This window comes from Duganella lactea, from assembly GCF_009857505.1.
Classification (GTDB): Bacteria; Pseudomonadota; Gammaproteobacteria; order Burkholderiales; family Burkholderiaceae_D; genus Rugamonas; species Rugamonas lactea.
In genome coordinates this window covers 109,828-123,561 of the sequence record NZ_WWCP01000009.1, presented here as the reverse complement: position 1 = coordinate 123,561, position 13,734 = coordinate 109,828, and the positions used below count along the sequence as shown (strand labels likewise).

Below are 13,734 nucleotides of genomic sequence, written 5' to 3'. Positions count from 1 at the left end.
TATAAGACATAAGATAGGATTGACAGATAAGTACAGCAAGCCTACACTCGCCGCCAACGCTTATCGATACATAATATAAGCGTTGAATTTTGCAGTATGATTACGGTTTCCCGGACCAGCCAACGGTCCAGCTTCAAGAACGTTTTACTTACACACTTTGGAGATTCATCATGGCTAAAACCCCATTGCGCGTTGCTGTCACCGGTGCCGCCGGTCAAATTGGTTACGCACTGCTGTTCCGCATCGCCAACGGCGACATGCTCGGCAAGGACCAACCAGTTATTCTGCAACTGCTGGAAATTCCTGACGAGAAAGCCCAGAAGGCACTGAAGGGCGTCATGATGGAAATCGACGATTGCGCCTTCCCGCTGCTGGCCGAGATGACCGCGCACTCCGATCCGCTGACCGCGTTCAAGGATGTGGACTACGCCGTGCTGGTCGGCGCCCGTCCACGCGGCCCAGGCATGGAGCGTAAAGACTTGCTGGAAGCCAACGCGCAGATCTTCACCGCCCAAGGCAAGGCACTGGACGCCGTCGCCTCGCGCAACGTCAAAGTGCTGGTGGTCGGCAACCCGGCCAACACCAACGCCTACATCGCCATGAAATCGGCGCCGTCGCTGCCGGCCAAGAACTTCACCGCCATGCTGCGTCTGGACCACAACCGCGCGTTGTCGCAGGTCGCCGCCAAAACCGGCACCCAGGTGAAAGACATCGAGAAGCTGACCGTGTGGGGCAATCACTCGCCAACCATGTACGCCGACTACCGCTTCGCCACCGTGAACGGCAAAAACGTCAAGGACCTGATCAACGATCAGGAGTGGAACGCCAACACCTTCCTGCCAACCGTGGGCAAGCGCGGCGCCGCCATCATCGAAGCGCGTGGCCTGTCGTCGGCGGCGTCGGCCGCCAACGCCGCCATCGACCACGTGCATGACTGGCACGTCGGCACCAACGGCAAGTGGGCCACCATGGGCGTGCCATCGGATGGTTCCTACGGCATCCCGGAAGGCATCGTGTTCGGCTTCCCGGTGACCACCGAAAACGGCGAATACAAAATCGTTCAAGGCCTGGAAATCGACGCGTTCTCGCAAGAGCGCATCAACCTGACGCTGAAAGAACTGACCGAAGAGCGCGAAGGCGTCAAGCACCTGCTGCCGTAATTCACTTGCTCTCCCGTGGAACCGGTTAAACCACCGCTCCGCCGTACCCGCCGCGCCGCCGAGAGCAGCGCGGCGGTTATTCCTTCTCCCCCCCCATCACGCATGCACCCATCCGAGGTTTTATTCCAGGGTAACCGCCAGCCGCACCTGCTGCCCGCCTGCGATCACTATGCCGGCTCCGAGAAGCTGATGCGCAAGTCGATCGCCCTGCAACAAGAACTTGGTCCGCTGTTCGACATCACCCTCGATTGCGAAGACGGCGCCAGCGCCGGCAACGAAGAAGCCCACGCCCGCCTGGTGGCGCAGCTGGTCAACGCCGACGACAACCAATTCAACCGCATCGGCGCCCGCGTGCACGATGTCGCCAGCCCGTATTTCGCCCGGGATGTCGAGCTCATTTGCGCCGCCGCCCAGCGCCTGGCCTATCTGGTCATTCCCAAGGTCAACAGCGTCGACGAACTGGCGCGCGCGATCAAGCTGGTCAACACGCACGCCGTCAAGGCCGGCCGCAAGGACTTGCCGATCCACGTGCTGATCGAAACCCACGGCGCGCTGCACGACGTCTACGCCATCGCCGCCCTGCCCCAGGTGCAGTGCCTGTCGTTCGGCATCATGGACTTCGTGTCGTCGCACTACGGCGCCATTCCCGGCAGCGCGATGCGCACGCCCGGCCAGTTCACGCATCCGCTGGTGGTGCGCGCCAAGCTGGAAATCGCCGCCGCCTGCCACGCGCATGGCAAGGTGCCGTCGCACAACGTCACCACCGACATCAAGGACACGGCGGTGGCCGCCAACGATGCCCAGCGCGCCGCCGCCGAATTCGGCTACACGCGCATGTGGAGCATCCACCCGAACCAGATCAAGCCGATCATCAAGACCTTCACGCCGCGCCTGTCGGAAGTGAGCGAAGCGGCCGCCATTCTGCACGAGGCCGCGGCCGTGCAATGGGGGCCCATCTCCCAAAATGGGCGCTTGCACGACCGTGCCAGCTATAGATATTATTGGACTGTTTTGCAGCGCGCCAAAATGGCGGGCCTGAGCCTGCCGGAATCGGTGGCGCCGCTGTTCAACGGTCCCTCCACCGACCTGCCACAGGAAGCAAACTAAATGTCGATCTCCAAATTATTCATGGCCTGCAGCCTCGCGCTGGCCTCGCTGACCCTCGCCGCCGGCGCGCACGCCGATGACGCGGTGAAAAAACCGGTCAAGAAGGAAGCCGTCAAAAAGACCACCAAGGCGAAGAAGGCCGCCAAGCCGGCCGAGCCCAAGGCGCCGAACGAGGAAGAGGACGAGCCGGTCATCACCGACACCGCCGCCACCGAGTTCGACTGCGAGCTGGGCAACAAGATCACCATCTACCAGAACGCCGGCGACGACAGCCATATCGCGCTGCGCTGGAAGAAGCGCCTGCACCGCCTGACCCGCGTCGGCACCACCACCGGCGCCAACCGCTTCGAGAACAAGCTGTACGGTCTGATCTGGATCGGCATCCCGGCCAAGAGCATGCTGCTGGACTCCAAGCAGAACCGCCAGCTGGCCAACGAGTGCCGTGACGCCGAACAACTCAAGCCGACCACCGCCGCCGCCGAGACGCCGGTCAACACGCTTCAGTAAGCATCACAAACGCCGCCCCACGCTGTTAAACAAATAGACGATACCCAATACGAAGGAGAGCTCATGTCTCACAACACTCTGAACACGCTTAAGGAATTCGACATTTCGGGCAAAAAAGCGAAGTTCTATTCGCTGCCGGCCCTGGAAAAGAGCCTGGGCGCCAATATCTCCCGTCTGCCGGTGTCGATCCGCGTGGTGCTGGAGTCGGTGCTGCGTAACGTCGACGGCAAGAAAGTCACCGAGGAACACGTCAAGCAGGTCGCCAACTGGTCGGCCACCGGCGAGCGCACCGACGAGATCCCGTTCGTGGTCGCCCGCGTGGTGCTGCAAGACTTCACCGGCGTGCCACTGCTGGCCGACCTGGCCGCGATGCGCAACGTCGCCTACAAGATGGGCGTCAACGCCAAGAAAATCGAACCGCTGGTACCGGTCGACCTGGTGGTCGACCACTCGGTCACCATCGACCACTTCCGCGAGCCGAAGGCGCTGGACCTGAACATGAAACTGGAATTCCAGCGCAACAACGAGCGCTACCAGTTCATGAAATGGGGCATGCAAGCCTTCGACACCTTCGGCGTGGTGCCGCCGGGCTTCGGCATCGTCCACCAGGTCAACCTGGAATACCTGGCGCGCGGCGTGCACAAGGACAGCCACGGCGTCTACTACCCGGACTCGCTGGTCGGCACCGACTCGCACACCACCATGATCAACGGCATCGGCGTGGTCGGCTGGGGCGTGGGCGGCATCGAGGCCGAAGCCGGCATGCTGGGCCAGCCGGTCTACTTCCTGACCCCGGACGTGATCGGCGTCAACCTGACCGGCGTGCTGCGCGAAGGCTGCACCGCGACCGACCTGGTGCTGACCATCACCGAGATGCTGCGCAAGGCCAAGGTGGTCGGCAAGTTCGTTGAGTTCTTCGGCGAAGGCACCGAGACGCTGTCGGTCACCGACCGCGCCACCATCGCCAACATGGCGCCGGAATACGGCGCCACCATGGGCTTCTTCCCGGTCGACGACGCCACCATCGAATACTTCGAGGGCACCGGCCGCACCAAGGCGGAAATCGACGCCTTCGCCGCCTACTTCAAGGCGCAGGGCATGTACGGCGTGCCGAAGGCCGGCGACATCGACTACACCCGCGTGCTGGAACTGAACCTGACCGACGTGACGCCGTCGCTGGCCGGTCCGAAGCGTCCGCAGGACCGTATCGAAATCGGCAACGTGAAAAACAACTTCACCGAGCTGTTCTCGAAACCGACCTCGGAAAACGGCTTCAACAAGAAACCGGACGACCTCAACGCCACCTACACCACCAGCAACGGCGTCCACGTCAAAAACGGCGACGTGCTGATCGCCGCGATCACCTCGTGCACCAACACCTCCAACCCGAGCGTGATGCTGGCCGCCGGCCTGCTGGCCAAGAAGGCCGTGGAAGCCGGCCTGACCGTGGCGCCGCACATCAAGACCTCGCTGGCGCCCGGCTCGCGCGTGGTGACCGAGTACCTGACCGCCGCCGGCCTGCTGCCCTACCTGGAAAAGCTGGGCTTCGGCCTGACCGCCTACGGCTGCACCACCTGCATCGGCAACGCCGGCGACCTGACGGCGGAACTGAACGCCGCCATCACCGCGAACGATCTGGTCGCCTCGGCTGTGCTGTCGGGCAACCGCAACTTCGAGGCGCGCATCCACCCGAACATCCGCTCCAACTTCCTGGCCTCGCCACCGCTGGTGGTGGCTTACGCCATCGCCGGCAACATGACCGTCGACCTGATGACCCAACCGGTCGGCAAGGGCAAGAACGGCAAGGACGTGTACCTGGGCGATATCTGGCCGACCTCGCATGAAATCGCCAAGCTGATGAAGTTCGCGATGAATGCGAAAGTGTTCAAGACCAACTACGCCGACGTCAAGGGTAATCCGGGCAAGCTGTGGGAGCACGTGTCGACCACCGAGGGCCAGGTCTACAACTGGCCGGCCTCGACCTACATCGCCGAGCCGCCGTTCTTCGACGGCTTCGAGATGACGCCGAAGCAGACCGATCCCAACATCACCGGCGCGCGCGCGCTGGGCGTGTTCGGCGACTCGATCACCACCGACCACATCTCCCCCGCCGGCTCGATCAAGGAAGACGGCCCGGCCGGTAAATGGCTGAAGGAAAACGGCGTGCAGAAGGCTGACTTCAACTCCTACGGCTCGCGCCGCGGCAACCACGAGATCATGATGCGCGGTACCTTCGCCAACGTGCGCATCAAGAACAAGATGATCCCGCCGAAAGCCGACGGTTCGGCGGTCGAGGGCGGCATCACGATTCATCAGCCATCGGGCGAACAGCTGTCGATCTACGACGCGGCCATGAAGTACGTGGCGGCGGGCACCCCGACCATGGTGTTCGGCGGCGAAGAGTACGGCACCGGCTCGTCGCGCGACTGGGCGGCCAAGGGCACCCAGCTGCTGGGCGTGAAGGCGGTGATCGTGCGTTCGTTCGAGCGCATCCACCGCTCCAACCTGGTCGGCATGGGCGTGCTGCCGCTGCAGTTCATCGGCAACGATTCGGTCGAGTCGCTGGGCATCACCGGCAAGGAAACCTACGACCTGAAGGGCCTGGACGGCGACATCAAGCCGCAACAGCTGGCGACGCTGGTGATCCACCGTGAAGACGGTACCAGCCAGGACGTCAAGGTGCTGCTGCGTATCGACACCCCGATCGAAGTCGACTACTACAAGCACGGCGGCATTCTGCCGTTCGTTCTGCGTCAGCTGCTGGCCGCTTAATTTTTAAGCGCCGCACTGAACAAAGCCGGGTTCGCCCGGCTTTTTTTATGCACGTTTGCCGAATGATCTACAATACGGCTCATAGGGGTTATCATCCGCATGACTGATCCGTTTATTCACTTTTAATGAGACTCTTATTGCGCTATGCGTCGTTCATCTAAAGCTTCATCCCAAAAATTGTCTGCCGAAAGTCAGCGTCTCGCCACCTATGCCCAGGCTGTCGGGCAGGCGGCCAGCCGCATCGAAGAGCGGGCCTGGGAGCACTCTCTCGATGCACAGCTCCAGAAACTGCTGAAGACCGGTCACCAGGACACCATCGACACCACCCTCAACGCGCTGTTCAAGGAAGACCTGAACGCCTACGACGTGCTGATGGATAGCGTCGAAGCGGTCAGCGAATCGAGCCACCTCGGCATTGAGACCGCCGACGGCGTCTCCAGGCAATTCGACGTGCTGCTGGTGGCCGCGCCGATTCTGGCATGGACCCGTTTCGCCATCGCTTCCGGCGCCATCCCGGCCGACATCCTGCAGACGCTGACGGCGCACTTCGCCGCGCACCTGCTGGCCGATGGCACGCAGCTGGCCATGTCGCCGACGCTGTTCTCGATCGACCAGCTGCCGCGCAGCCACGTCGAAACCTACGGCAAGGTACAAAAGCTGGCGCAGGCCGCGCTCAAAGGCACGGTGCTGAAGGCCGACACCAAGGTGCCGGAAACCGCGCCCTTCCTGGCCGACACGCGCTATCTGCTGGTGGCCGTGGTGGCGCCGGCCGGCGCGCCGCTGTTCCGCTGGCAGATGCCGGCGTTCCAGGCCAACTTCGCCGCCGAGCGCGCCGCTGCGCTGGAAGCCTGGCGCGCGCAGGCCACGCCGACCGTGAACCGCTTGCTGCCGGGTTGCGGCGTTGAGCTGCTGCTGCCGGAGGCCTACTACATGGCCTGCCGCGAGGCGGACAAGCTGATTCGTCCGGTATCGATCCGCGCCGCCGTGCACTATCTGACGCACACGCTGGGCGTGGAGGCGTCCGACCTGCGCGCGGTGATCGCCGGCTTCGGCGAGGAAAGCGCCGACGGCCAGGTCGATGAATACCGCGTGGCCTTCACGCAGCGCTCGTCGACGGAGGTGATCTATGGCGTGGTGTGGCCGCTGTACGGCCAGGAGGATGAGGATGGCACGCCGCCGGAAGGTCCGGGCGCGCTGACGGCGCCGCAAAAGCCGCTGACGCCGGTGGACGACATCATCGCCCACCTGAACGCGGCCGGCATCACGCAGATCAAGAAGCATAACGACCGTTATGTGGTCGAGTTCTGCGACGACTGCGGCGCCCCGCTGTTCGCCGACCCGCAAGGCGAACTGGCCCACGCCGAAATGCCCGAAGACGCCCCCGCCGGCAGCGAGCACTTCCACTAAGCCAACAAGCAAGCCCCTCACGCGGCTTTTTCATGGCAGCGGCGACGCGCGCATGTCGCGGCGTGAGGTGGCATCCGCTACCAGGTGGAGAACGGCTTCTTGATCAGGTTGGAGTTCAGATAGCGCAGATCGGCGGTGACTTCCTCGCCGATCCAGTCCGGCTTGTCGAACTGCTGCGCTTCCGATTGCAATTCGATTTCCGCCACGACCAGCCCGGCATTCGCGCCAAGGAACTCATCGACTTCCCACACATTGCCGGCGAACTCGATACGGCGGCGATACTTCTCGATCAACGGCTGCTCGCACAAACCTTCCAGCAGCTCGGCCGCGTCGGCGACGGGAATCTCATACTCCCATTCGCCGCGCACGGCGCCCTGGTTGGCGCCCTTGATCGTCATCACCGCCCGCTCGCCCTCAATGCGCACCCGCACCACACGCTCCTTGTGCGACGACAGGTAGCCCTGCTTGAAGAACACCGGCTCGCCCAGCGTCATCCAGCCGTCGCCCGACAGCAGGAACTTGCGCTCGATCTCGACGCCCACGATCAGTAGTCGTCCAGCGACAGCAGAATCGGCTGCAGAATCGCCGCGCCCAGCGCCGCGCTGCGCGCGCCGTTCCAGCCGACGTGCGGATCAGGCAGATCGGCGTTGTCCTTGAACGGCATTTCCAGCGTCAGCGCCAGGCAGCCGAAGTGGTGGCCGACATACTTCGACGCCAGCGTCAGCATGTCTTCCTTGTACTTGCTGGCCGCATAGCCCACCTTGTCCTGGAAGTCCGGCGAGGCGTTCTTGTAACGATCAATGAAAGCCTGCTGCTTGGCGCGGCGCTCATCGCTGAAGTTCTCCAGCATCTCGTTACCGGCCACGAAGTTGTAAGGCAGCGCCTCGTCACCGTGGATATCGAAGAACATGTCGATGCCGGTTTCGTGCATCTTCTGCTTCACATACAGCACTTCCGGGCTGCGCTCGACGGTAGGCGTCATCCACTCGCGGTTCAAATTTGCGCCGGCGGCATTGGTGCGCAGGTTGCCGCGTACCGAGCCGTCCGGATTCATGTTGGGCACGATGTAGAACACGCAGCGCTGCAGCAGCTTGCGGGCGATCGGATTCGCATCGTCCAGCAGCGAATCGATCAGGCCTTCGATGAACCACTCGGCCATCGACTCGCCAGGGTGCTGGCGCGCGATGAACCAGATTTTCTTTTCCGCTTCCGGCTTGCCGATCACCACCAGATTCATGTCGCGGCCATCGACCGTCGAACCCAGATCCTGCACGCGCGCCAGCGGATGCTCGCCCACCTCGCCCAGCAAGCGCAAATGGCGCTCGAACGAATACGGCTCGAAGTAAGCGTAGTAGATGCTGTCGGTATCCGGCGTATGGTCGATCGTCATGACCGCGCCATCGAACCGGGTCGGCACCCGGAACCAGTTTTCGGTGTCGTAGCTGGCCACCGCCTGATAGTCCTCGTAGCCCTTGGCGTAGGTGGCCTGGCCGGCGTTCAGGAAGCGCATCGTCAGCTTCTGGCCACGCGCGCCCTGCACACGGAAGTGGAACCATTGATGAATGTCCGCGTGCGAATCCTTGCGCAGGTTCAGTTCAATGGTGGCGGCACTGTCGGCGCGCAGCACTTCAATGGCGCCGGAGTCGAAGTTCTGGCTGATTTTGATGGTCATGTCGATCCAATACTAGGTGAATGCGGATGACCGTTATTTTACCAGCATGCTCCCCTCGCGTTGATAGCGGGCGTGCCACGACAAAGCCTGCTCCAGCACATGCGGCGTCTGGCCGCCACCCAGCTTCGCCGCCTCGAAATAGGCGAGCAGCTGCGGGCGATAGTCCGGGTGCGCGCAGTGTTCGATAATCAGCGGCGCGCGCTCGCGCGGGGCCAGGCCGCGCAGGTCGGCCAGTCCCCATTCGGACACCAGCACATCGACATCATGTTCGGTATGGTCGACGTGGGCCGCGAACGGCACCACGCTGGAAATCGCGCCATCCTTGGCCACCGACTTGCTGACGAAAATCGACAGCTGGCCGTTGCGGGCAAAGTCGCCCGAGCCGCCGATACCGTTCATCATGTGCGTGCCGCCGACGTGGGTCGAATTGACGTTGCCGTAGATGTCGAACTCCAGCGCCGTGTTCAGCGCGATGATGCCGAGCCGGCGCACGATCTCCGGATGGTTGCTGATCTCCTGCGGCCGCAGCACGATGCGCTCGCGGTACCGCTCGATGTTACGGATGAATTTCTCATGCATGGTCGCCGACAGCGTGATCGACGACGCCGACGCCATCTTCAACTGGCCGGAGTCCAGCAGCTCGATGGCGCTGTCCTGCAACACCTCCGAGTACATGGTCATGTTATGGAACGGCGAATCGATCAGGCCATGCAGCACCGCGTTGGCAATGGTGCCGATACCTGCTTGCAGCGGCCGCAGCGAGGCGTCCATGCGCCCCGCCCTCACCTCACCTTCGAGGAAAGTGATGACGTGGCGGGCGATGGCGTCGGTTTCGTCGTCCGGGGGCAGCGCGTTGGACGGGCTGTCCGGACTGTCGGTGATGACGATGGCGGCGATGCGCTCGGGCGGCACGGCAATCGCCGCCGTGCCGATACGCTGCAATGGCGTCAGCAGCGGAATCGCCTCGCGGTGCGGGCGCGCGCCGGGCACGTAGATATCGTGAAAGCCTTCCAGCGCCAGCGGCGCGCTCAGATTGATCTCGACGATCACCTTGGCCGCCTGCTGCACGAAGTTGGCCGTGTTCCCGACCGACATGGTGGGGATGATGCCGCCATCGGCCGTAATCGCCACCGCCTCGATCACCGCGATATCGACCGCTTTCAGGTCGCCGGAACGCAGCTGCTCGGCGGTCTCCGACAGATGCTGGTCGATGAACATCACTTCGCCGCTGTTGATCTTGCGGCGCAACGCGGCGTCGGCCTGGAACGGCATGCGGCGCGCGACCACACCGGCGTTGGCCATCAGGCCGTCGCTGTCGTTGCCGAGCGAGGCGCCGGTCAGCAGTGTCAGGTGCAGCGGGGTCGAGCGCGCACGCTCGACCAACGCCGCGGGCAGCGCCTTGGCATCACCGGCCCGGGTAAAGCCGCTCATGCCAACTGTCATGCCGTCCTTGAATAACAGGGTGGCCTGCTCCGCGCTCATCAGCTTGTTCATCAGCGCCGGACGGCGGATGCGATCTTCATACATGATTGGGTTCTCCTCATTCTTTTGTTTCAGTATAGAATCAGAAAAACTGTAGTTTTATGACTTAAATTCCCACTTTGCATTCGTTTTATTCATGGATCTGCGCTCACTCCGCTACTTCGTCGAAACCGTCCGCCTGAGCAGCTTCACGCAGGCGGCGGAATCGCTGCACGTCACGCAATCGACCATCAGCAAGATGGTGAAACAGCTGGAACAAGAAGTCGGCGCGCAGCTGCTGATCCGCGAGGGCCGCAAGCTGACGCTGACCGACACCGGCCAGGTGGTCCACGCGCGCGGCGTGGAGATGCTGGCGACCATGCGCCAGTTGGCGGTGGAAGTGCGCGACACGCAAACGGTGGAACGCGGCCAGCTGACGGTCGGCATTCCGCCGATGATCAACCTGCTGTTCACACCCGTGCTGAAAGCCTTCCGTCAGCGCCATCCCAACATCACGCTGACGCTGCGGGAAGACGCCGGCCAGGCGATCGAACGCCAGGTGGCGCAAGGCGATCTGGAAATCGGCATGACGGTGCTGCCGGCCGCTCCCGGACTGGGACTGCGATCGGCGCCGATCGCCAGCTACCCGGTGTGGGCGCTGGCCGCGCAAGGCACCTTCCAGAAGAACCGCAGCACGATCAAACTGAAGTCGCTGGCCAACACGCCGCTGGTGTTGCTGCAAGACGATTTCGCCATGACGCGCACGCTGCGCGCCGCCTTCGCCGCCGCCGGCTTCGAACCGCGGATCGCCGCGCAAAGCGGCCAGTGGGACTGGCTGGTGGCGATGGCCTCGGCCGGCATGGGCGTGGCCCTGCTGCCCGAACCCTTCATCCACCGCCTGGCGATCGGCGCGCTGGACGCGGTGAAAGTCGTCGATCCCGAACTGCCGTGGCAACCGGCCCACGTCTGGCGCGCCAGCTACCTGTCCCACGCCGCCCGCGCATGGCTGGAGGTGTGCGATGAGGTCCTCAGTGCTCCGGCAGTTCGTGGATAGCGATGCCTTCGATCAGGTCGACCGGCTGATCCCATGGGCGTAGTTTAAGGAAGCGCTGGGTGTCGTCGTAGCCGGCCTGCCAGCGCGCGCCGATGCCGGCGGGACTGAAGTCGATGTCCTTGGTGTGGTCTTCGTTGCCGAGCCGCGGCGCGCGCAGCGACACCACATGCATGTCGGTGCCGCAGCCCCATGACGCCAGCTCGCGCACCTCCGGCAACGCCAGCGTGTCGGCGTCGAGATAATCGGTCAGCTCGCGGATCACATGGCGCAGCCGGTGCAGCTTGCGCTGCTGTTCGATGTTGCTGGCGCGGCTGGCGTACTGGATTTCCTTCTGCTTATCCAGCACATCGAGCACGCTTTCCGGCTCGCTGCCGTCCGGATTCCACACCTGCACCGAAAAGATCACCGACTTGCGGCGCGGCTCATCGTCCAGCACCGCCTCGATCGGCGTGTTGGAATAGATGCCGCCATCCCAGTAGGGCTCACCGTCAATGCGGATCGCCGGAAACGCCGGCGGCAGCGCGCCGGACGCCATCACATGCTCAACGCACAGCGGCTCGTTGCGGCTGTCGAAATAGCGCATGGCGCCGTTGCGGGCGTTGACCGCGCCGACCGTCAGCCGCATGCGTTTATCGTTCAGGACATCGAAATCGACCAGCTCTTCGAGCGTGTTGCGCAAAGGTGTGGTCAGGTAGAACGACGCGTGCTCGACGCCCACGTGCGCGTCCGGATTCCACCACGACGCCAGGTTGGGTTCGAAGAAAGCGGGAATGCCTTGCCCCAGCGTGATCGCGTTCGCCAGCACGCGCGGCATGGCGGTAAAGCCGAACGAATTGCGTTCCATGCGCTGCCAGAATTCGCGCAGTTGATCCAGCCGCCGCTCGGGCGGATTGCCGGCGATGATGGCGCCGTTGATGGCGCCGATGGACGTGCCGATCACCCAGTCCGGCTCGACGCCGGCCTCGTGCAACGCCTGGTACACGCCCAGCTGATAGGCGCCTAAAGCGCCGCCGCCCTGCAGGACCAGAACAATCTGGCCCGGCAAGGCTGGCGACGGCGGACAAGCAGGATTAATGCTCAAGCTAACCTCCACGATGCACTGCAACATGGAGATTGTAAGCCATCTTAGGCCACGCTGACGCCGCGCGCTTCCAATGCGGCGCGCACGCCGGCGCCGTAGGCTGGATCGGCCAGGTCGAAGTGCGCCAGCTGGCGGGCGATGATCTCGGCGCTCACCTGGCTCAGCGGACCGGCGATGTTGTTGAACAGGTTTTGCTGTTCGTCGGCCGGCATCAGGCGGAACAAGTCACCGGCCTGGGTGTAATCATCCTCCTTGCCGCGACCATCGTAGCGGCCGGCAGCGCCGTCCAGCGCCAGCGCTGGCTCGCCGTGTCCCATGCCGTGCGGATTGCTGCCGCCGCCCTGCACCGGATCATAGTTCAGCGCCGCGCCGCCATTGGCGCCGGCCATGGCGCCGTCGCGCTGGTGGTTGTGGAACGGGCAGCGCGGCGCGTTCACCGGCAGGTGCTGGTGGTTGGTGCCGACGCGGTACAGCTGGGCATCGTGGTAAGCGAACAGGCGCGCCTGCAGCATCTTGTCCGGCGAGTAGCCCATGCCCGGCACCACGTTCGATGGCGACAGCGCGGCCTGCTCCACTTCCGCGTGGTAGTTGACCGGGTTGCGGTTCAGCTCCAGCACGCCGACTTGCAGCAGCGGGAAGTCCGCGTGCGGCCATACCTTGGTCAGGTCGAACGGATTCCAGCCGGTGCGCGCTTCCCATGCCGCCAGTTCGGCCTCCGTGGCCACTTGCACCTTGACGTCCCAGCGCGGGAAGTCGCCGCCGGCGATGGCGTTGAACAGATCGCGCTGCGCATAATCCGGATCGGTGCCGGCGATGCGCGTGGCTTCGTCGGCGCTGAGGTTCTTGATGCCCTGCTGCGTCAGGAAGTGCCACTTGACGTAGACACGTTCGCCGGCGGCGTTAATCAGGCTGTAGGTGTGGCTGCCGAAACCGTGCATGTGGCGGTAGCCGTCCGGCGTGCCGCGGCTGGAGAACAGCGTGGTCACCTGATGCAGGCTTTCCGGCGTGCGGCTCCAGAAATCGAACATCGCGGTGGGCGATTTCAGATTGGTTTGCGGATCGCGCTTTTGCGTGTGGATGAAGTCCGGGAATTTGATGCCGTCCTTGAGGAAGAACACCGGCGTGTTGTTGCCCACCAGGTCCCAGTTGCCTTCCTCGGTGTAGAAACGCACCGCGAAGCCGCGTGGATCGCGTTCGGTGTCGGCGCTGCCCTTTTCGCCGCCCACGGTGGAGAAGCGCAGGAAGGTTTCGGTCTGCTTGCCGACTTCGGCGAACAGCTTGGCCTTGGTGTATTGGGAGATGTCGTGGGTGACGGTGAAAGTGCCATAGGCGCCAGAGCCTTTGGCATGCACCACACGCTCGGGAATGCGCTCGCGGTTGAAATGCTGAAGCTTCTCGATCAGGTGGAAGTCTTGCAGCAGGACGGGGCCACGTGGGCCGGCGGTGAGGGAATTCTGATTGTCGGCGACGGGAATGCCGGAGGCGGTGGTGATTTTCATACTATGACTCCTCG

Annotated in this window: 11 protein-coding genes; 6 read left to right on the top strand and 5 right to left on the bottom strand. The window is 63.5% G+C overall.

Annotation, left to right across the window (positions count from 1 at the left end; all coding sequences use genetic code 11):
• The first annotated feature begins 170 nt into the window (after window positions 1–170).
• From GTP44_RS10315 to GTP44_RS10295, 5 genes are all read left to right on the top strand, one after another.
• Window positions 171–1,160: a malate dehydrogenase gene (locus GTP44_RS10315; RefSeq protein ID WP_160991643.1), complete on the top strand. Its 990-nt coding sequence runs from the start codon at window positions 171–173 to the stop codon at window positions 1,158–1,160.
• Window positions 1,161–1,262: 102 nt separating this feature from the next.
• On the top strand, window positions 1,263–2,267 hold the full coding sequence (locus GTP44_RS10310) for an HpcH/HpaI aldolase/citrate lyase family protein (protein WP_161019356.1): 1,005 nt from the start codon (window positions 1,263–1,265) through the stop codon (window positions 2,265–2,267).
• Window positions 2,268–2,774: a lysozyme inhibitor gene (locus GTP44_RS10305; RefSeq protein ID WP_161019355.1), complete on the top strand. Its 507-nt coding sequence runs from the start codon at window positions 2,268–2,270 to the stop codon at window positions 2,772–2,774. It abuts the gene before it with no gap.
• A 63-nt stretch (window positions 2,775–2,837) separates the two neighbouring features.
• Window positions 2,838–5,546 (top strand): aconitate hydratase AcnA, encoded by a 2,709-nt coding sequence (acnA, locus tag GTP44_RS10300; RefSeq protein ID WP_160991640.1) that lies wholly within the window; start codon window positions 2,838–2,840, stop codon window positions 5,544–5,546.
• A 144-nt stretch (window positions 5,547–5,690) separates the two neighbouring features.
• Window positions 5,691–6,953, top strand: a complete 1,263-nt coding sequence (locus GTP44_RS10295; protein WP_161019354.1) for a DUF2863 family protein — start codon at window positions 5,691–5,693, stop codon at window positions 6,951–6,953.
• Window positions 6,954–7,030: 77 nt separating this feature from the next.
• Here the strand turns inward: GTP44_RS10295 and GTP44_RS10290 are convergent, their stop codons facing one another.
• Genes GTP44_RS10290 through scpC form a run of 3 tightly spaced genes read right to left on the bottom strand, consistent with a single transcriptional unit; the run spans window position 7,031 to window position 10,152 of the window.
• On the bottom strand, window positions 7,031–7,495 hold the full coding sequence (locus tag GTP44_RS10290; protein WP_160991638.1) for a CYTH domain-containing protein: 465 nt from the start codon (window positions 7,493–7,495) through the stop codon (window positions 7,031–7,033).
• Between the two features lie 2 nt (window positions 7,496–7,497).
• A complete protein-coding gene (locus GTP44_RS10285; protein ID WP_161019353.1) occupies window positions 7,498–8,625 on the bottom strand; it encodes a M14 family metallopeptidase in 1,128 nt (375 codons plus the stop codon).
• Window positions 8,626–8,658: 33 nt separating this feature from the next.
• Window positions 8,659–10,152 carry a succinyl-CoA:acetate CoA-transferase ScpC gene (gene scpC, locus GTP44_RS10280; RefSeq protein ID WP_161019352.1) on the bottom strand — a complete coding sequence of 498 codons (1,494 nt, stop codon included), beginning with the start codon at window positions 10,150–10,152 and terminating at the stop codon, window positions 8,659–8,661.
• A gap of 91 nt (window positions 10,153–10,243) precedes the next feature.
• Here scpC and GTP44_RS10275 point away from each other — a divergent pair, with 91 nt between their 5' ends.
• A complete protein-coding gene (locus tag GTP44_RS10275; protein ID WP_161019351.1) occupies window positions 10,244–11,140 on the top strand; it encodes a LysR substrate-binding domain-containing protein in 897 nt (298 codons plus the stop codon).
• Here the strand turns inward: GTP44_RS10275 and GTP44_RS10270 are convergent.
• Both GTP44_RS10270 and GTP44_RS10265 read right to left on the bottom strand, forming a co-directional pair.
• The gene (locus tag GTP44_RS10270) at window positions 11,115–12,215 is read right to left on the bottom strand and encodes a patatin-like phospholipase family protein (RefSeq protein ID WP_371867196.1); all 1,101 of its coding nucleotides are present in this window, start codon (window positions 12,213–12,215) and stop codon (window positions 11,115–11,117) included. The genes GTP44_RS10275 and GTP44_RS10270 overlap by 26 nt on opposite strands.
• A 50-nt stretch (window positions 12,216–12,265) precedes the next feature.
• Window positions 12,266–13,720 carry a catalase gene (locus GTP44_RS10265; RefSeq protein WP_161019350.1) on the bottom strand — a complete coding sequence of 485 codons (1,455 nt, stop codon included), beginning with the start codon at window positions 13,718–13,720 and terminating at the stop codon, window positions 12,266–12,268.
• Window positions 13,721–13,734 lie beyond the last annotated feature (14 nt).